This window comes from Pseudomonas sp. CHM02 (assembly GCF_000612585.1).
GTDB lineage: Bacteria > Pseudomonadota > Gammaproteobacteria > Pseudomonadales > Pseudomonadaceae > Aquipseudomonas.
Window position 1 is genome coordinate 21,467 of record NZ_JFCA01000026.1, and the last position, 19,380, is coordinate 40,846.

Genomic DNA, 19,380 nt, shown 5'->3' on the forward strand with positions numbered 1-19,380 from the left:
GGATACGCTTCGATGTGATGGGCTGAACGTTGCGGGCAAGGTGGGCCGGAGTCAAGTCAGCTGCCGGGTTTGGGCGTGCGCGCCAGGCAGTACACGTCGACCTGGCGTGCACCAGCGTTCATTAACAACCGCGCCAGGCTGTGGGCGGTGGCGCCGGTGGTCAGCACATCGTCCACCAGGGCCAGGTGACGGCCCTGCACCTGGGCGTCGGGCGCCAGGGCGAAGGCGCCGAGCAGGTTGCGCTTGCGGGTCTTGGCGTCGAGGGCTTGCTGGGCAACGGTTTCATGGGGGCGTAACAACAGGTGTTCATCGTAGGGGATGTGCAAGTCGTTGCTGAGCCAGCGCGCCAGCATCAACGCCTGGTTATAGCCGCGCTCGCGCAGGCGCTTGCGGGCCATGGGCACCGGCAGCAGGCAGTCGGGCCGTGCGAGTTCAGTGTTGTCGAGGCGGTGTTGCAGGTGTTGCGCCAACAGCCGTGCAAGCATCTGCCCGAGGGGCCAGCGTGCCTGATGCTTGAAGCGGCTGATCAGGCTGTCGATGGGAAAGCTGTAGGTCCAGGGCGCGATCACCTGTTTAAAGGCCGGTGGTCGTTGCTGGCATTGGCCACAGATCAAACCCTCCATGGGCAAGGGCAGGGCGCACACGTCACAGCGCTCCATCAGCCATGGCAGTTCTGTTTCGCAGGCGTTGCACGCACAATCGGCGGAATCTGTCGTTTCATCACAGATTAAACAGGTCTGTATGTTTTTTAGCCAGATGTAAACCTTGTGTTTGTGGTTGGGTTGACAGTGCATGAATCTTCCTTAAATATGCCGAGCATCCGTGTCGTGCCTGTGGGTATTGCCCTTCCCACAGCGCTTGCCAAAGCATAATCAAGGAATCGCCCATGAGCGCCAGCACCACTGCCACTTTGCGTCACGATTGGTCCCTCGCCGAAGTCAAAGCGCTGTTCGTGCAGCCCTTCAATGACCTGCTGTTCCAGGCGCAGACCGTGCACCGCGCGCATTTCGACGCCAATCGTGTGCAAGTGTCGACGCTGCTCTCGATCAAAACCGGTGCCTGCCCGGAAGATTGCAAATATTGTCCGCAGTCGGGTCACTACAACACCGGCCTGGAAAAAGAGAAGCTGATGGAAGTGCAGAAGGTCCTCGAAGAGGCTGCCCGCGCCAAGGCCATCGGTTCGACCCGTTTCTGCATGGGTGCCGCCTGGAAGCACCCGTCGGCCAAAGACATGCCCTACGTGCTGCAGATGGTCAAAGGCGTGAAGGCCATGGGCCTGGAAACCTGCATGACCCTCGGCCGTCTCGACCAGGAACAGACCGAAGCCCTGGCCCAGGCCGGCCTCGACTACTACAACCATAACCTCGACACCTCGCCGGAGTTCTACGGCAGCATCATCACAACCCGCACCTACAGCGAGCGCCTGCAAACCCTGGCCTACGTGCGTGATTCGGGGATGAAGATCTGCTCCGGTGGCATCCTCGGCATGGGCGAGTCCCTCGATGACCGCGCCAATTTGCTGATCCAACTGGCCAACCTGCCGGAGCATCCGGAATCGGTGCCAATCAACATGCTGGTGAAGGTCGCGGGTACGCCGCTGGAAAACGCCGAAGACATCGACCCGTTCGACTTCATCCGCATGCTTGCCGTGGCGCGCATCCTGATGCCGCAGTCCCACGTGCGCCTCTCGGCCGGCCGTGAGGCGATGAACGAACAGATGCAGGCCCTGGCGTTCTTTGCCGGTGCCAACTCGATCTTCTACGGGGACAAGTTGCTGACCACCGCCAACCCGCAGGCCGACAAGGACATGCAACTGTTCTCGCGCCTGGGCATCCTGCCGGAAGCGCGCGAAGAGCACGCCGATGAGGTGCATCAGGCGGCAATCGAGCAGGCGTTGGTGGAGCAGAAGAGCAGCGAGCAGTTCTATAACGCCGTCGTGTGATTGAAATGCCATTCCTGTAGGCGCCGGCGTGCTGTGGTGAGCGGGCTTGTCCTGCGCTGGGCTGCGAAGCAGCCCCTCCGACATTCTCGACTGAATTAATCCTGTTAAACCGAGGCCAGCATGTCTTTCGATCTCGCCGCGCGCCTCGCTGCCCGCCGTGCCGAACACCTTTATCGCCAACGCCCGCTGCTGGACAGCCCCCAAGGCCCGGAAGTGGTGGTGGACGGCCAGCCACTGCTGGCGTTCTGCAACAACGATTACCTGGGCCTGGCCAATCACCCGCAAGTGATCGAGGCCTGGCGCGCCGGTTCCTCCCGTTGGGGTGTGGGCGGCGGCGCTTCGCACCTGGTGGTCGGCCATGCCACGCCGCACCATGAACTGGAAGAGGCCCTGGCCGACCTCACCGGTCGCCCGCGTGCGCTGCTGTTTACCACTGGCTACATGGCCAACCTCGGCGCAGTCACGGCGTTGGTGGGGCAGGGCGATACGGTGCTGGAAGACCGTCTCAACCATGCTTCGCTGCTGGATGCCGGCCTGTTGTCCGGTGCGCGCTTCAACCGCTACCTGCACAACGACGCTGCCAGCCTGGCCAAGCGCCTGGAGAAAGCCACCGGCAATACCCTGGTGGTCACCGACGGCGTGTTCAGCATGGACGGCGACCTGGCAGACCTGCCCGCGCTGGCCCGTGAAACCAAGGCCAAAGGCGCCTGGTTGATGGTGGACGATGCCCATGGCTTCGGCCCATTGGGCGCCAATGGCGGTGGGATCGTCGAGCATTTCGGTCTGAGCCAGGATGACGTGCCGGTATTGGTCGGCACCCTTGGCAAAGCGTTCGGCACCGCCGGCGCTTTTGTGGCCGGCAGTGAAGAGCTGGTCGAAAGCCTGATCCAGTTCGCCCGCCCGTACATCTACACCACCAGCCAACCGCCCGCCCTGGCCTGCGCGACCTTGAAAAGCCTGGAGCTGCTGCGCACCGAACACTGGCGGCGCGAGCATCTCAACGCTCTGATCCGCCAATTCCGCCAGGGTGCCGAACAGCTTGGCCTGGACCTGATGGACAGCTTCACGCCGATCCAGCCGATCCTGATCGGCGACAGCGCCAAGGCCGTGCGCCTGTCGCAGATGCTGCGCGAACGCGGCCTGATGGTGACCGCGATCCGTCCCCCTACCGTGCCGGCCGGCAGCGCGCGTTTACGCGTGACACTGACGGCGGCCCACAGCGAGGCGCAGGTGCAGCTATTGTTAAACGCATTGGAAGCGTGTTTTCGGTTGTTAGGCCGTTCGGAGCCCGACCATGCGTGATCGACTGATATTGCTCCCCGGCTGGGGCCTCGGCGTATCGCCGCTGGAGCCATTGGCCGCTGCCTTGCAAGGCCTGGACGAGCACCTGCAGGTGCAAATCGAGCCGTTGCCCGCGTTGGACTCCAGCGACCTGCATGAATGGCTCGACGAACTCGACGCTACCTTGCCGGACAATGCCTGGCTCGGCGGTTGGTCCCTGGGTGGCATGCTGGCTTCGGAACTGGCAGCGCGGCGCGGCGAACGCTGTTGCGGCCTGCTGACCCTGGCCAGCAACCCGTGTTTTGTCGCCCACGAGGGTTGGCCGAACGCGATGCCCGGCGAGACCTTCGATGCGTTCCTTGCCGGTTGCCACGCGGACTCTCAAGTCACCCTCAAGCGCTTCGGCTTGTTGTGTGCCAAGGGCGCCGAAGACCCGCGCGGGTTGTCGCGGTTGCTGGTCAGCGGTGCGCCGAATACGCCTTCGAGTGTTCTGATGCCCGGGCTTGAACTGCTTGCCCAACTCGATACCCGTGAAGCCTTGCTGGCTTATCGCGGCCCACAGTTGCACCTGTTCGCCGGCCTCGACGGCTTGGTGCCCGCCGAAGCCGCCAGCGCCCTGCTGGCCCTGCTCCCCGATGTTGAAATCGGCCTGATTGAACAGGCCGGCCACGCTTTTCTTCTGGAAGACCCCCACGGTGTTGCGGGGGCGATCCAGGCTTTTTTGCATGAGTGCGTCGATGACTGATTTATCCCACGCCCCGCTGCCGGGTGGCTTGCCGGACAAGCGCCTGGTCGCAGCGTCGTTTTCCCGTGCGGCTGCCAGTTACGACAGCGTTGCCGAATTGCAGCGCGCGGTGGGCAGCCAATTGCTGGCACGTCTGCCGGCTGGCATCGCGCCAAAACGCTGGCTGGACATGGGGTGCGGCACGGGCTATTTCAGCCGTGTGCTGGGTGAGCAGTTACCCGCCAGCCAGGGCGTGGCGCTGGATATCGCCGAAGGCATGCTTAACCACGCACGCCCCTTGGGGGGCGCGCATCACTTCATCGCGGGTGATGCAGAACGCTTGCCGCTCAAGGCTGAAAGTGTGGGGCTGATCTACTCGAGCTTGGCGGTGCAGTGGTGCGCTAACTTCGACGCGGTACTCAGCGAGGCCTATCGCGTGTTGCAACCGGGCGGTGTACTGGCCTTCGCCAGTCTCTGCGTGGGCACTCTGGAAGAGCTGCGTGAAAGCTGGCGCGCGGTGGACGGCCTGGTGCACGTCAATCGCTTTCGCACCTTCGAGGCCTATCAACAACTGTGTGCGGGCAGCGGCCTGCGGGTGGTCAGCCTGGAGCGGCGTCCCCATGTGCTGCATTACCCGGATGTGCGCAGCCTGACCCATGAATTGAAGGCATTGGGCGCGCACAACCTCAACCCAGGGCGTCCGGGAGGGTTGACGGGGCGCGCGCGGATTGTTGCACTGGTGCAAGCGTATGAGCGGTTCCGCCAGGCCCGAGGCCTGCCGGCGACTTACCAAGTGGTGTATGCCGTATTGGAGAAACCTTTATGAGCGCCGCTTACTTCATCACCGGCACCGACACCGATGTCGGCAAGACCACCGTCGCCGCTGGCCTGTTGCACGCGGCGCGGCTGGCCGGCCGAAGCACGGCTGCCGGTAAACCCGTCGCGTCGGGCTGCCAGGTCACGTCCAAAGGCTTGCGCAACGCCGATGCCCTGGCGCTGCTGGCTGAGTGTTCATTGCCGCTGACGTATGCCGAGGTCAACCCGGTGGCGTTTGAACCCGCCATCGCACCTCATCTGGCGGCGCGTGAGGCGGGAGTCCCGCTCACGGTGCAATCCTTGTTGAAGCCCATGCAGCAGATCCTGGCGCGGCAAGCGGATTTCACCTTGATCGAGGGCGCGGGCGGCTGGCGCGTGCCTTTGGCCGATCAGGCCAACTTGTCGGACCTGGCCACGGCGCTCAAGCTGCCGGTGATTTTGGTGGTGGGCGTGCGCCTGGGCTGCATCAGCCATGCCTTGCTGACCGCCGAAGCCATCGCCCGGGACGGTTTGCCGCTGGCGGGGTGGGTGGCCAATATCATCGACCCCAAGACCTCTCGTCTGGAAGAAAACCTCGCCACCCTGGCGGAGCGGTTGCCTGCTCCGTGCCTGGGGCGCGTGCCCAAACTCAAGCACGCCGGGGCCGACGCCGTGGCGGAATACTTGCAGCTGGACCTGCTTGACTGATTTTGGCTATCGATAAGGCATTATGCCATTAGTGTTTTTGACGAGCCCTTTGCCGGGATATCTGCTTCAATTCGACTTCACGATTCTCTAAAGGCAGGCTTACGCCATGGAAATCTCTGGAAGCAGCGCGTTTTACTCGGGGCTGAGCACTATTCAGGCCGGGCAGAACCGTGTCGATCAGGCTGCCGGCAAGATTGCCAGCGCCGCGACGACCCAGCCATCGGACGCGCAAAGCGACCGTCTGCAAGCCAACGACCGCGCCCAGCCGTCCAACTCGGCCAGCAACATGGTCGAAATGGCCCAAGGCAAGTTCCAGGTGGAGCTCGGCGCAAAAGTCGCCAAGGCGTCGGATGAAATGCTCGGTACTTTGATCGACACCTACGCTTAACCCCCTTTTTGTCCGCGCCTTGGCTTTTTTATGGGGGCGGGCTTGCTCGCGAAATCGGTCCTTCAACCAACACATCAGTTGAATGATCTACCGCTTTCGCGAACAAGCCCGCTCCCACATTCGCCCTGCGTCATCGCACTGAACTTCTATTCTCTCCTCAATCCCTTGTGGCATCTCGCCGCAGGCGTTGCCGTGCGCGCGATTGATTCACGTCATGACAAACGGCATCTGGACGACGCTTGACATCCCCAAGTGGTAAACGTATGTTTCAAACACCTGTTTGACCGCTACAACACAATTCCACGCGGTTGTTCATTCCAGATACATCAGCAGAGGTTTATCGCTATGCCTGACTACAAGGCCCCCTTGCGTGATATTCGCTTCGTTCGTGACGAACTGCTCGGCTATGAAGCGCACTATCAGAGCCTGCCGGCTTGCCAGGACGCTACCCCGGACATGGTTGACGCCATCCTTGAAGAAGGCGCCAAGTTCTGTGAGCAAGTGCTGGCACCGTTGAACCGCGTGGGCGACATCGAAGGGTGCACCTGGAGCGAGTCAGGCGTTAAGACCCCTACTGGTTTCAAAGAAGCCTACAAACAATTCGTCGAAGGCGGCTGGCCAAGCCTGGCCCACGACGTGGAGCACGGCGGCCAAGGCTTGCCGGAATCCCTGGGCCTGGCCGTGAGCGAAATGGTGGGCGCCGCCAACTGGTCGTGGGGCATGTACCCGGGCTTGTCCCATGGTGCGATGAACACCATTTCCGAGCACGGTACCCCCGAGCAGCAAACCGCTTACTTGACCAAACTGGTCTCGGGCGAATGGACCGGCACCATGTGCCTGACCGAGCCACACTGCGGCACCGACCTGGGCATGTTGCGCACCAAGGCCGAGCCTCAGGCTGATGGTTCCTATAAAGTTTCCGGCACCAAGATCTTCATCTCGGCCGGTGAGCACGACATGGCCGACAACATCGTCCACATCGTACTGGCCCGCCTGCCGGACGCACCGGCTGGCACCAAAGGCATCTCGCTGTTCATCGTGCCGAAGTTCCTGCCGAACGCCGATGGCTCGATCGGTGAGCGCAACGCGGTGACCTGCGGTTCCCTGGAACACAAGATGGGCATCCACGGCAACGCCACCTGCGTGATGAATTTCGACGCGGCCACCGGTTTCCTGATCGGCCCGGCGAACAAAGGCCTGAACTGCATGTTCACCTTTATGAACACCGCTCGCCTGGGCACCGCGCTGCAAGGCCTGTCCCACGCCGAGATCGGCTTCCAGGGCGGCCTGAAATATGCGCGTGACCGCCTGCAAATGCGTTCGCTGACCGGCCCGAAAGCGCCGGACAAAGCCGCTGACCCGATCATCGTGCACCCAGACGTGCGCCGCATGCTGCTGACCATGAAAGCCTTCGCCGAAGGCAACCGTGCGATGGTGTACTTCACCGCCAAGCAAGTGGACATCGTCAAATACGGTACCGACGACGAAGCCAAGAAACAGGCCGATGGCCTGCTGGCCTTCATGACTCCGATCGCCAAGGCGTTCATGACCGAAGTCGGCTTTGAATCGGCCAACCACGGCGTGCAGATCTACGGCGGCCACGGCTTCATCGCCGAGTGGGGCATGGAGCAGAACGTTCGCGACAGCCGCATTTCGATGCTGTACGAAGGCACCACCGGCATCCAGGCCCTGGACCTGCTCGGTCGTAAAGTGCTGATGACCCAGGGCGAAGCGCTCAAGGGCTTCACCAAGATCGTGCACAAGTTCTGCCAGGCCAACGAAGGCAACGAAGCCGTCAAAGAGTTCGTCGCACCGCTGGCTGCACTGAACAAAGAGTGGGGCGAGTTGACCATGAAGGTCGGCATGGCCGCGATGAAAGACCGCGAAGAAGTGGGTGCCGCTTCGGTGGACTACCTGATGTACTCCGGTTACGCCTGCCTGGCTTACTTCTGGGCCGACATGGCGCGCCTGGCTGCGGAGAAACTGGCTGCCGGCACCACCGAAGAGGCGTTCTACACCGCCAAGCTGCAGACTGCGCGCTTCTACTTCCAGCGCATCCTGCCGCGTACTCGCACTCACGTAGCTACCATGCTGTCGGGCGCCAATAACCTGATGGACATGAAAGAAGAAGACTTCGGCCTGGCTTACTAAGCCAAACCGGCTTCACCTCCAAAGCCGCCGCTCCTTCCGGGAGCGGCGGCTTTTTTGCTTTTTTGCAGGAGCGAACCCGCTCGCGAAAAATCCACAGGCGCCACGTTTGCTCAGGCAGCCCCCAAAATAAAAAACCACAGCACCGCGCTCAGGGATTGCCGCCGGCTGCCGTTACAGTGATGGCAATGTGATACATGTTCGACAGGTTGTGCTTAACTGTCCGCAACAAGGCACAGTGCCATCATTTTTTGCGGGTCGGAGTTTTACCCTTGTCGCGCGTGTCCGCTGTACGCTTCAGTCATTTTTTACCTTCGTTGCTGCTCTTGCTGGCCGGGCTTTCGGCTGCGTATGTCAAGGACCTCAACGTCTTCTTCACTTCGCTGTTCAATGTGTTGCCGACCCTGGTGCTGTTGCTCGGCGGTTCGTACTGCGCGGTGTACCGCCGCCAGCGTGAACTGTTCCTGATGATCACGGTGTATATCGCTTACTTCCTGCTCGATACCCAGACCGACTTCTATCGCGACCACGGCCGCGTGCGCGATGACGCGGCGGTGGTGTTTCACTTGTGCTGCCTGCTGCTGCCGTTGTTGTTCAGCATCTACGCGCTGTGGCAGGAGAAGACTCACCTGTTCCGTGACTTCGTCGCCCGTGGCGCGGTGTTGCTGGCAGTCGGCAGCGTGGCCTTGGCGCTGGAGCAGAGTTATCCCCAGGCGGTGCTGAACTGGCTGGCGGAGATTCGCTGGCCGGCGCTGCATGGCAGTTGGATGAGCCTGATCCAGTTGTCGTACCCGATGTTCCTGATCGGCTTCCTGACCCTCGCGGCGCAGTACTGGTACCAGCCACGCCCGCTGCATGCGGCGCAACTGGTGGGGCTGCTCGGGATGTTCTGGATGTTGCCGCAGACGTTCATCCTGCCATTCACCCTGAACATCATGTGCAGCCAGGTGATGCTGATGATCGCCGCCGGCGTGGCCCACGAGGCGTATCAAATGGCCTTCCGCGATGAGCTGACCGGCCTGCCGGGGCGTCGCGCGTTGAACGAGCGCATGCAGCGACTGGGGCGCAACTATGTGCTGGCGATGAGCGACGTCGACCACTTCAAGCGCTTCAACGACACCCATGGCCATGACGTCGGTGACCAAGTGCTGCGGCTGGTCGCGAGCAAGCTGTCCAAGGTCAATGGCGGCGGGCGCGCCTACCGCTATGGCGGTGAAGAGTTCGCCGTGGTGTTTGCCGGCAAGACGGTGGAGGAATGCTTGCCGCATCTGGAGGAGATCCGCGAGATCATCGCCGACTATGACATCAAGCTGCGCAATTCGGACCGCCCCCAGGACGATCAACAAGGTCGCCAGCGCCGCTCGGGCAACGGCGCCTCCAGCGTGTCGGTGACCATCAGCATCGGTGTCGCCGAACGCCAGGCCGAGCAGCGCACGCCGGAAGAAGTGCTCAAGTCCGCCGACCAGGCGCTTTACGCCGCCAAGGGCGCCGGGCGTAACTGCGTGGTGGCGGCCGGGCAGACCCGCCGTGGTGCAGTGCGCATGGAGGGCGCTGCCGGTTGAGTGATGGCGGTGTATTCAGCGGTTCTACAGTGATTGTCCGAGGCAGGGGCTGGCAGTAGGTTGAAGCCATCTGCTGACGGAGACATTGCCATGCCTGAGTACAAAGCTCCCCTTCGCGACATGCGCTTCCTGATCGACAACGTATTCGATTTCCACGGCCACTACGCCGCGTTGGGGGCGACCGACGCCAGCCCGGACATGGTCAGTGCGATCCTCGAGGAAGGCGCGAAATTCTGCGAGAACGTGCTCGCTCCGCTCAACCGCAGCGGCGACGAAGAAGGCTGCCATTTCGATAATGGCGTGGTCACCACGCCCAAGGGCTTCAAAGAGGCCTTCGCCCAATACGTGGAAGGTGGCTGGCACGGTGTGGCGGCGGACCCGGCCTACGGTGGCCAGGGACTGCCGCAGTCACTGGGCCTGGTGCTCAGTGAAATGATCGGCTCCAGCAACACTTCCTGGGGCATGTACCCTGGGCTGACCCACGGCGCGATGTCGGCGATCCACGCCCATGGCACCGCCGAGCAGAAAGACATTTTCCTGAGCAAGCTGACGGCCGGCGAATGGACCGGCACCATGTGCCTCACCGAGGCCCACTGCGGCACCGACCTGGGCCTGATCAAGACCCGCGCCGTGCCCCAGGCGGACGGCAGCTATGCGGTCACCGGCAGCAAGATCTTCATCTCGGCCGGCGAACACGACATGAGCGCCAATATCATCCATCTGGTGCTGGCCAAGCTGCCGGATGCGCCGGCGGGCACCAAGGGCATCTCGCTGTTTATCGTGCCCAAGTTCCATGCCGACTCCGGCGAGCGCAACGCGGTGCACTGCGGGTCCATCGAACACAAGATGGGTATCAAGGGGTCGGCGACCTGCGTGCTGAACTTCGATGGCGCCAAGAGCTTTCTGATCGGTGAGGCGAACAAAGGCCTGAACTGCATGTTCACCATGATGAACCATGCGCGCCTGGGCACCGGCATGCAGGGCCTGTGCAATGGCGAAGCAAGCTTCCAGGGTGCGATCAAATACGCCAACGACCGCCTGCAGATGCGCTCGCTGACCGGCGCCAAAGCCCCGGAAAAAGCCGCCGACCCGATTATCGTGCACCCCGATGTACGTCGCATGTTGCTGACCATGAAGGCCTTCAACGAGGGCAACCGCGCCCTGACTTACTTCACCGCGCAATTGCTCGACACGGCGCACCTGAGCAGCGACGCCACCCAGCGCCAGGACGCCGAAGACCTGCTGGCGTTCCTCACGCCCATCTGCAAAGCCTTTATGACCGATACCGGACTGGAGGTGACCAATCACGGCATGCAGGTATTTGGCGGCCACGGTTACATTCGTGAATGGGGCATGGAACAACTGGCACGCGATGCGCGGATTGCGCCGATCTATGAAGGTACCAACGGCATCCAGGCCCTCGACCTGCTGGGGCGCAAGGTGTTGGGCAGCCAGGGCAAGCTGCTGCGTGGGTTTACCAAGATCGTGCATAAGTTCTGTGGGGCGAATGCCGAGCATCCACAACTCAAGGCGTATGTTGCGCAACTCAACCAGTTGAACGGGGAGTGGGGTGAACTGACGACTAAAGTCGGCATGGCCGCGATGAAGAACCCCGATGAAGTGGGCGCGGCGGCTGTGGATTACTTGATGTACAGCGGCTACGTGATTCTCGCCTACCTGTGGCTGCGCATGGCGATTGCTGCCCTTGAGCAACAAGACGCTGATTTTGCCAAGGCCAAGCTTGCCACTTGCGAGTTCTACTTCAAACGCCTGTTGCCGCGTACCGCTACGCACCGTGCCGCTGTGGAAGCGGGCAGCGAATGCCTGATGAGTCTGCCTGCGGAGGCGTTTGCGGTGTGATGACTTAAAAATACCTGTCAGTCACAAGTAGACCCTATGTGTCTCAAAAGTTGTTCGGGTACACTCGGGGCCTGTAAAACCGATCCTACCGAATTACTTTTCACGTTCTCACGAGGTTTGCCATGGCTGATTACAAAGCGCCGCTGCGTGATATGCGCTTCGTCCTCAACGAAGTCTTTGAGGTCGCCAAGACTTGGGCCCAATTGCCGGCATTGGCAGACACCGTTGACGCCGAAACCGTAGAGGCCATCCTCGAAGAAGCCGGCAAGGTCACCGCCAAATCCATTGCCCCGCTCAGCCGCAGTGGCGATGAACAAGGTTGCCGTTGGGACAACACGGCGGTGTTCACCCCGGACGGATTTCCACAGGCCTACAAAACCTACGCGCAAGGCGGTTGGGTGGGTGTAGGCGGTGATCCGGTCTTTGGTGGCATGGGCATGCCCAAGGCGGTGTCGGCCCAGGTCGAAGAGATGATCAACTCGTCGAGCCTGGCGTTCGGCCTGTACCCGATGCTGACGTCCGGTGCCTGCGTGTCGATCAACACCCACGCCAGCGAAGAGCTCAAAGCCGCCTACCTGCCGAAAATGTATTCCGGTGAATGGGCCGGTTCCATGTGCCTGACCGAGGCGCATGCCGGTACGGATCTGGGGATTATTCGCACGAAGGCCGAGCCACAGGCGGACGGCTCCTACAAAGTCAGCGGCACCAAGATCTTTATTACCGGTGGTGAACACGACCTCACCGAAAACATCATTCACCTGGTACTGGCCAAGCTGCCGGACGCACCCGCGGGTCCCAAGGGCATCTCGCTGTTCCTGGTGCCGAAATTCATGGTCAATGCCGATGGCAGCCTGGGCGCGCGCAACCCGGTGAGCTGTGGCTCCATCGAACACAAGATGGGCATTCAGGCATCGGCCACCTGTGTGATGAACTTCGACGAAGCCGTGGGCTATCTGGTGGGCGAGCCGAACCGTGGTCTGGCGGCAATGTTTACCATGATGAACTACGAGCGTCTCGGCGTGGGCATCCAGGGCCTGGCGTCCGGCGAGCGTTCCTACCAGAACGCGATCGAGTATGCGCGTGACCGTCTGCAAAGCCGTGCACCTACCGGCGCCCAGGCCAAGGACAAAGTGGCCGATCCGATCATCGTGCACCCGGACGTGCGTCGCATGCTGCTGACCATGAAAGCTGCCAACGAAGGCGGCCGAGCGTTCTCCACCTACGTGGCGACGCAGTTGGACATCGCCAAGTTCAGCGACGACGCCACTGCCCGCGAGCGTGCGGATAACCTGGTGGCGTTGCTGACGCCGGTGGCCAAGGCGTTCTTGAGCGACCTGGGCCTGGAAACCACCGTGCTGGGCCAGCAAGTGTTTGGCGGCCACGGCTACATTCGCGAGTGGGGCCAGGAGCAACTGGTGCGCGATGTGCGCATCACGCAGATCTACGAAGGCACCAACGGTATCCAGGCGCTGGACCTGATGGGGCGCAAGATCGTTGGCAGCGGCGGGACGTTCTACACCCTGTTCGCCGATGAGATCCGCGCGTTCATTGCCTCGGCGGGTGCCGAACTGGCTGAATTCACCCAACCGCTGAGCGCGGCGGTGGATAACCTGGACGAGTTGACCGCCTGGGTATTGGGCCGCGCCAAGACCAACCCGAATGAAATCGGCGCAGCCTCGGTGGAGTACCTGCACGCCTTCGGCTACATGGCCTATGCCTACATGTGGGCGCGCATGGCCAAGGCCGCGTTGGGCAAGGAATCGGAAGAAGACTTCTACGCCAGCAAATTGGGCACCGCGCGCTTCTACTTTGCCCGCCTGTTGCCGCGTATTCATTCGCTGAGTGCGTCGGTAAAAGCCGGTAGCGAATCGCTGTTCTTGCTGGATGAAGCCCTGTTTTAAGGGATTGGAGGGCGTGTAAGCATTCTCTTACATGACGTGCTGCTATTCGTCCTCTATCGCCAGATTGGATCCACGGATAATCTACTTCACATGGACGTCGCGCAGGAAGCGCAAAGCAACAACACGGACACGTAGGATTCTGCCAGGACGGCGGAGTGAAATGGATGTCAGGGAAACAGTCTGCAAAGCCCCGCTTCGGCGGGGTTTTCTTTTGCCCGCGAAAAAGTCAGGCAGGCGCCTGCGGGGCATTCATCACGTCTTCCAGCAGGGTGCGCAGCAGCGCCACCGTCGCCTGCTGGCGCTGCACATCGCGGCATACCAACCCCACTTTCAGCGGCACCCTGGGTTCACTCAAGGGTTTCCACAGCAGCAACTGGCTGTTGTGCTCGTCCTGGGAGCGTCCCGGCAGCACTGTCGCCAGCTTTGTATGAGGCAAGCTGTCGAGGATCCCCACCATGGTGTTGAGCTCTGCCTGCACCTGCGGGCGTCGTCCGAGGTTGGACAGTTGGCCCTGCCAGATCTGCCTGACCTGGAACTCTTCCCCCAGCAGCAACATCGGCAACTCAGCCGCCTGCTTCAGCGAGACTTTCTTGAATTCCCTCAAGGGATGGTCCTCGGGGATGACCACTTTCAACTCATCTTCATACAGCAACACACCGTGCAGCCCCGGCTGGCGTGGCGGCAGGTAGCTGATGCCGATGTCCAGTGAGCCGTTGAGCAGTCGCCGCTCGATCTCAAGCCCGGTCAATTCGTAGATTTGCACCACCAGGTGGGGCTGGGCCTTGCGCACGCGCTCGAGCATCTGCGGAACCAGGCTGGTGTGCACGGTTTGCAGCACGCCGATGGCCAAGGTGCGCATCGCCTGGCCCTTGAAATTGCGCAATGCTTCCACCGCTTGTTGCATTCCATCGATCAGTGGCAGGGCGTGGTTGTACAGCGTATGCGCCGCCAGTGTCGGGAGCAGGCGCTTGCTGCTGCGTTCGAACAGGCTCACATCCAGGTTCTGCTCCAACTGGCGAATCTGTTGCGACAGCGCCGGCTGTGAGATCGACAGACGCTCCGCGGCACGGCCTACGTGGCCTTCCTCATACACCGCGACGAAATAACGCAGTTGCTTGAAATCCATAAGACTTACTTATCGAAAAAGCTGGAAAAACGAAATGGCTGTGGGCCCCCGAGACGCCTAGTCTAGCGCCTATTCGCAGGGCTTACAGGGCCGGATCGAGCAATGAACAACGTTTATGTTGATGGCGTTTACATAGGCAAGGCAAACAATTTTCAAGCAGGGCATACGGTGTATACCAACCAAGGTCCGGTTGCCAGCGGGGGTGAGGTGTGAACCTGTTCAATATGCGTCGTCCCGCGCCGAGCCTGGACGACCTGATCCTCGACACCCCACGCGACAGTTTTTCCAGCGAATCGCTGATGCCCACGGTAGCCCGGCCGGCTCAAGTATTTGTGCGCGGCCAAGGCTCCTGGCTGTGGGACAACGATGACCGGGCTTACCTGGATTTCAGCCAGGGCAACGCCGCCAACAGCCTCGGCCACAGCCCCCAAGTGTTGATCAAGGCGTTGGCGGCCCAGACCCAGGCGCTGATCAATCCGGGCAACGGTCTGCATAACCGCACCCAACTCAACCTTGTCGATCGACTGTGCCATCGCACCGGCAGCGACCAGGCGTACCTGCTCAACAGCGGCGCGGAAGCCTGCGAAGCGGCGATCAAGCTGGCGCGCAAGTGGGGCCAACTGCATCGGGGCGGCGCCTACCGCATCATCAGCGCGAGCAGCAGTTGCCATGGCCGCAGCTTCGCGGCGATGTCGGCTTCGGCGAGCGACCGCGCCAATCGTTTCGAGCCGCAATTGCCGGGCTTCAGCCACGTGCCCTTCAATGACCTGCCGGCCCTGCATGCGGCAGTCGACGCGCAAACCGTCGCGATCATGCTCGAACCGATCCAGGGTGAAGCCGGCGTGATCCCCGCGACGGAGCACTATCTCAAAGGTGTCGAGCGCCTGTGCCGTGAACTGGGGATCCTGCTGATCCTCGACGAAGTGCAAACCGGCATTGGCCGCTGCGGCACCTTGTTGGCCGAACAGCAATACGGCGTGCGTGCCGACATCATCACCCTCGGCAAAGGCCTGGGCGGCGGCGTGCCCCTGGCGGCGCTGCTGGCACGCGGCAACGCCTGCTGTTTCGAAGTGGGTGAACTGGAAGGTACCCACCATGGCAATGCGCTGATGGCGTCGGCCGGGGTTGCCGTACTCGATACGGTGCTGGAACACGGCTTCCTGGAGCAGGTGCGTGACTCCGGCCTTTACCTCGGTGAAGGCCTGGCCCGCCTGGCCTACCGCTACGATCACGGCCAATTGCGCGGCCACGGCCTGATGTGGGGCCTGACGCTGTCGGATGATTCGGCGGATGCTGTCGTAAAAGCTGCCCTGCACGAAGGCCTGATCATCAACGCACCGCAACCCAACTGCCTGCGCTTCACCCCGGGCCTCACGGTGAGCAAAAGCAATATCGACGAAATGCTCCTGCGTCTGGCCCGCGCCTTTTCCCGCGTGCGCACCGCACAGTTGCAATGCCGCAAAGGCATCGCCGTTTAACCCCCTATTCCTGAACCGTCTCGCGGTATACGCGGCGCCTCCGGCCTGATTCTTTTGGCTGGGGGCGTTTTTTTGTCTGCACAACAACGATGGATGGCCCAACGCCAGATCCCACTGAACCCTCACGAACGCCCAAGGTCGATTAGCTACACGGCTCACACGAGCCGATTTTCTGGAGCTGACCCTATGGATTTCATTCGTATCATCATCGCCATTCTGTTGCCGCCACTGGGTGTGTTCCTGCAAGTGGGTTTCGGCGGTGCGTTCTGGCTGAATATTCTGCTGACCCTGTGCGGCTACATTCCGGGCATCGTGCACGCGGTGTACATCATCGCCAAGCGCTGAGGCGGTCAGCCTTTTGCGATGAGCCGTGAGTTGCGCTCATTGCGAAAGGCCAGTTGCTCGATGGTCTGGGTGGCATGTTCAGCGTCTTCCCGCGCTTGAAGGATGATGCCGTGCTGCTCGGACTTGCTGCACACCGGGTCGGCATTGCTCGCATCCCCCGTGAGCATGAACGCTTGGCAACGGCAGCCGCCGAAGTCCTTCTCTTTTTCATCGCACGAACGGCACGGCTCGGGCATCCAGTCGTAGCCGCGAAAGCGGTTGAAGCCAAACGAGTCGTACCAGATGTGCTGCATGCTGTGGTCACGCACGTTGGGGAATTGCACTGGCATCTGTCGGGCGCCGTGACAGGGCAGAGCGGTGCCGTCTGGTGTTACTGTCAGAAAGATACTGCCCCAGCCATTCATGCAGGCTTTCGGGCGCTCTTCGTAGTAATCCGGCGTGACGAAAATCAGCTTGCACGGGTGGCCTTCGGCTTCGAGTTTGGCGCGGTATTCGTTGGTGATGCGTTCGGCGCGTACCAACTGTTCCCGGGTCGGCAATAGCCCCACACGATTGAGCTGTGCCCAGCCGTAGAACTGGCAGGTGGCGAGTTCGACAAAGTCCGCTTCCAATGCAATGCACAGCTCGATGATGCGGTCGATCTTGTCGATATTGTGCCGATGGGTGACAAAGTTCAGCACCATCGGGTAGCCGTGGGCCTTTACCGCGCGGGCCATTTCCAACTTCTGCGCGAAGGCTTTTTTCGAGCCGGCCAGCAGGTTGTTCACCTGTTCATCGCTGGCCTGGAAGCTGATCTGGATATGGTCGAGGCCGGCCTTCTTGAAGTCGCTGATCTTCTGCTCGGTCAGGCCGATACCGGAGGTGATCAGGTTGGTGTAGAACCCCAGCTTGCGGGCCTCGGCGATCAATTCGGCAAGGTCCTGGCGCACCAGCGGTTCGCCGCCGGAAAAGCCCAACTGCGCAGCACCCATCTCGCGGGCTTCGCGAAACACCTTGAACCACTGCTCGGTACTCAGCTCCTTGCCCTGTTCGGCAAAATCCAGCGGGTTGGAGCAGTACGGGCACTGCAACGGGCAGCGGTAGGTCAGCTCGGCCAGCAACCACAGTGGCAGGCCGATGGCTGGCTTTTCAGGCAAGGGTGATCCAGTGCTCAGCACGGGCGACCTCCATGAATTGCTCGATGTCGTCACCGAGCTCTGGCACGCCAGGAAATTGTTTATCCAACTCGGCGATGATCGCTGCCACGTCGCGCTCGCCGTCGATCAAACCACCGATCAGCGCGGCGCTGTCGTTGAGCTTGATCATGCCCTCGGGGTAGAGCAACACATGGCCCTTTTGCGCGGGTTCGTACTGGTAACGATAGCCCTGGCGCCAGGTCGGTTTTCTGCTGCGATCAAAGCTCATAGGGTGATCCCTTTATGCCAGACCCGCTGTTCGGTCACGCTGTGATACGGCGGGCGTTTGAGTTCGTAGGCCATGCTCATGGCGTCCAGCATGCTCCAGAGGATGTCGAGTTTGAACTGGAGAATCTCCAGCATGCGCTCCTGGCCTTCGCGGGTGGTGTAGTGCTGCAGGGTGATCGCCAACCCATGCTCCACATCGCGACGAGCCTGGCCCAGGCGGGTACGGAAATACTCATACCCGGCCGGGTCGATCCAGGGGTAATGCTGCGGCCAGCTGTCGAGGCGCGATTGGTGGATCTGCGGCGCGAACAACTCCGTCAGGGAGCTGCTGGCGGCTTCCTGCCAACTGGCACGTCGGGCGAAGTTGACGTAGGCATCCACCGCAAAACGCACACCGGGCAACACCAGTTCCTGGGAGCGCAGTTGGTCCGGGTCGAGGCCGACCGCCTGGCCCAGGCGCAGCCAGGCTTCGATACCGCCATCCTCACCAGGAGCGCCATCGTGGTCGAGCAAGCGCTGGATCCACTCGCGGCGGATTTCGCGGTCCGGGCAGTTGGCCAGGATCGCCGCGTCTTTCAGCGGGATGTTCACCTGATAGTAGAAACGGTTGGCGACCCAGCCCTGGATTTGCTCGCGGGTGGCACGGCCTTCGTACATCGCCACGTGATACGGGTGATGGATATGGTAGAAGGCGCCCTTGGCGCGCAGGGCCGCTTCGAATTCAGCGGTGGTCAACGGCGTGTCAGTCATTTCGATCGCTCCTACAATTCAATGCTCATGCCGTCGTAAGCCACTTCGACATTGCGCCGCACCAATTCCGCTCGCTCGGGGGAGTCTTCATCGAGGATCGGGTTGGTGTTGTTGATGTGGATAAGGACCTTGCGTTGCTCGGGCAACTGTTCCAGCACTTCGAGCATGCCGCCGGGGCCGTTTTGCGCCAGATGGCCCATCTCGCGCCCGGTGCGTGTGCCGACGCCACGGCGCTGCATTTCATCGTCGTCCCACATCGTGCCGTCCACCAGCAGGCAGTCGCTGCCGGCCATGATCTCCAGCAGCGGCGCGTCGACCTTGCCCAACCCCGGGGCGTAGAACAGTTTGCCGCCGGTGCGCAGGTCTTCGACGATCAGGCCGATGTTGTCGCCGGGGTGCGGGTCGAAGCGGTGCGGGGAATAGGGCGGTGCGGCACTGCGCAGCGGCAGCGGGGTAAAGCGCAGGTTCGGACAGGCCGGGATGGTGAAGCTGGCGTCCAGCTCGATGCGGTTCCAGGCCAGGCCGCCATTCCAGTGGGTGAGCATGGTGAACAGCGGGAAGCCGGTGCTGAGGTCTTCATGGACCATGTCGGTGCACCACACCGGGTGCGGGCACCCTTCGCGCAAGCTCAGCAGGCCGGTGGTGTGGTCGATCTGGCTGTCCATCAGGATGATCGCGCTGATGCCGGTATCCCGCAGGGCGCGCCCGGGTTGCATCGGCGCGAAGCCCTGGAGCTGCGCGCGGATATCCGGCGAGGCATTGCATAGTACCCAGTTCACGCCATCGTCGGAGATCGCGATGGACGACTGGGTACGCGCTTGAGCCCGCAGGCTGCCATCACGAAAACCTGCGCAGTTCACGCAGTTGCAGTTCCACTGCGGGAAACCACCGCCGGCGGCGGAACCTAGAATCTGGACAAACATGGCCGCTCCATCAAGCTCAAAACAAAAACGCCCCGGGCGAACCGAG

At 61.7% G+C, this 19,380-nt stretch carries 18 protein-coding genes; 12 read left to right on the forward strand and 6 right to left on the reverse strand.

Annotated features, from left to right (window positions below; all coding sequences use genetic code 11):
- Window positions 1-56: 56 nt before the first annotated feature.
- A complete protein-coding gene (locus BM70_RS0116340; RefSeq protein WP_025857007.1) occupies window positions 57-794 on the reverse strand; it encodes a ComF family protein in 738 nt (245 codons plus the stop codon).
- A 92-nt stretch (window positions 795-886) separates the two neighbouring features.
- Between BM70_RS0116340 and bioB the strand changes: the two genes are divergently transcribed.
- The 10 genes from bioB (at window position 887) to BM70_RS0116390 (ending at window position 13,309) form a co-directional block, all read left to right on the forward strand.
- Window positions 887-1,942 (forward strand): biotin synthase BioB, encoded by a 1,056-nt coding sequence (gene bioB, locus BM70_RS0116345; protein ID WP_025857008.1) that lies wholly within the window; start codon window positions 887-889, stop codon window positions 1,940-1,942.
- A 120-nt stretch (window positions 1,943-2,062) separates the two neighbouring features.
- Entirely contained in the window at window positions 2,063-3,244 is a 1,182-nt protein-coding gene (gene bioF / locus BM70_RS0116350) for an 8-amino-7-oxononanoate synthase (protein ID WP_025857009.1), read from the forward strand.
- Window positions 3,237-3,968: an alpha/beta fold hydrolase gene (locus BM70_RS0116355; RefSeq protein ID WP_025857010.1), complete on the forward strand. Its 732-nt coding sequence runs from the start codon at window positions 3,237-3,239 to the stop codon at window positions 3,966-3,968. The genes bioF and BM70_RS0116355 overlap by 8 nt, the downstream gene beginning before the upstream one ends.
- Window positions 3,961-4,773 (forward strand): malonyl-ACP O-methyltransferase BioC, encoded by an 813-nt coding sequence (bioC, locus tag BM70_RS0116360; protein WP_025857011.1) that lies wholly within the window; start codon window positions 3,961-3,963, stop codon window positions 4,771-4,773. Before BM70_RS0116355 ends, bioC begins: the two co-directional genes overlap by 8 nt.
- Complete coding sequence (gene bioD / locus BM70_RS0116365) at window positions 4,770-5,450, forward strand: dethiobiotin synthase (protein ID WP_025857012.1); 681 nt, start codon at window positions 4,770-4,772, stop codon at window positions 5,448-5,450. The genes bioC and bioD overlap by 4 nt, the downstream gene beginning before the upstream one ends.
- A 106-nt stretch (window positions 5,451-5,556) precedes the next feature.
- Complete coding sequence (locus BM70_RS0116370) at window positions 5,557-5,838, forward strand: hypothetical protein (protein WP_025857014.1); 282 nt, start codon at window positions 5,557-5,559, stop codon at window positions 5,836-5,838.
- Between the two features lie 345 nt (window positions 5,839-6,183).
- Window positions 6,184-7,989 carry a phenylacyl-CoA dehydrogenase gene (locus BM70_RS0116375; protein ID WP_025857015.1) on the forward strand — a complete coding sequence of 602 codons (1,806 nt, stop codon included), beginning with the start codon at window positions 6,184-6,186 and terminating at the stop codon, window positions 7,987-7,989.
- Between the two features lie 269 nt (window positions 7,990-8,258).
- The gene (locus tag BM70_RS0116380; protein WP_025857016.1) at window positions 8,259-9,548 is read left to right on the forward strand and encodes a diguanylate cyclase; all 1,290 of its coding nucleotides are present in this window, start codon (window positions 8,259-8,261) and stop codon (window positions 9,546-9,548) included.
- 90 nt (window positions 9,549-9,638) lie between these two features.
- Window positions 9,639-11,408, forward strand: a complete 1,770-nt coding sequence (locus BM70_RS0116385) for an acyl-CoA dehydrogenase C-terminal domain-containing protein (RefSeq protein WP_025857017.1) — start codon at window positions 9,639-9,641, stop codon at window positions 11,406-11,408.
- A 122-nt stretch (window positions 11,409-11,530) separates the two neighbouring features.
- Window positions 11,531-13,309: an acyl-CoA dehydrogenase C-terminal domain-containing protein gene (locus tag BM70_RS0116390; protein ID WP_025857018.1), complete on the forward strand. Its 1,779-nt coding sequence runs from the start codon at window positions 11,531-11,533 to the stop codon at window positions 13,307-13,309.
- Window positions 13,310-13,535: 226 nt separating this feature from the next.
- Here the strand turns inward: BM70_RS0116390 and BM70_RS0116395 are convergent, their stop codons facing one another.
- Complete coding sequence (locus BM70_RS0116395) at window positions 13,536-14,435, reverse strand: LysR family transcriptional regulator (protein ID WP_025857019.1); 900 nt, start codon at window positions 14,433-14,435, stop codon at window positions 13,536-13,538.
- A 209-nt stretch (window positions 14,436-14,644) separates the two neighbouring features.
- On the opposite strand from BM70_RS0116395, the gene BM70_RS0116400 reads away from it, so the two are divergent.
- Entirely contained in the window at window positions 14,645-15,913 is a 1,269-nt protein-coding gene (locus tag BM70_RS0116400; RefSeq protein WP_025857020.1) for an aspartate aminotransferase family protein, read from the forward strand.
- Between the two features lie 186 nt (window positions 15,914-16,099).
- Window positions 16,100-16,258: a YqaE/Pmp3 family membrane protein gene (locus BM70_RS32450; RefSeq protein WP_003228885.1), complete on the forward strand. Its 159-nt coding sequence runs from the start codon at window positions 16,100-16,102 to the stop codon at window positions 16,256-16,258.
- Window positions 16,259-16,263: 5 nt separating this feature from the next.
- Here BM70_RS32450 and pqqE read toward each other — a convergent pair whose 3' ends face one another.
- From pqqE to pqqB, 4 genes are read right to left on the reverse strand one after another with little or no spacing between them, the layout of a single operon-like run.
- Window positions 16,264-17,394, reverse strand: a complete 1,131-nt coding sequence (pqqE, locus tag BM70_RS0116410; RefSeq protein WP_051556771.1) for a pyrroloquinoline quinone biosynthesis protein PqqE — start codon at window positions 17,392-17,394, stop codon at window positions 16,264-16,266.
- Window positions 17,387-17,662 (reverse strand): pyrroloquinoline quinone biosynthesis peptide chaperone PqqD, encoded by a 276-nt coding sequence (gene pqqD / locus BM70_RS0116415; protein ID WP_025857022.1) that lies wholly within the window; start codon window positions 17,660-17,662, stop codon window positions 17,387-17,389. The genes pqqE and pqqD overlap by 8 nt, the downstream gene beginning before the upstream one ends.
- Window positions 17,659-18,411, reverse strand: coding sequence for a pyrroloquinoline-quinone synthase PqqC (pqqC, locus tag BM70_RS0116420; RefSeq protein ID WP_017138042.1), 753 nt, complete (start codon window positions 18,409-18,411; stop codon window positions 17,659-17,661). The genes pqqD and pqqC overlap by 4 nt, the downstream gene beginning before the upstream one ends.
- Window positions 18,412-18,422: 11 nt before the next feature.
- Entirely contained in the window at window positions 18,423-19,334 is a 912-nt protein-coding gene (gene pqqB / locus BM70_RS0116425; RefSeq protein ID WP_025857023.1) for a pyrroloquinoline quinone biosynthesis protein PqqB, read from the reverse strand.
- Between the last annotated feature and the right edge of the window lie 46 nt (window positions 19,335-19,380).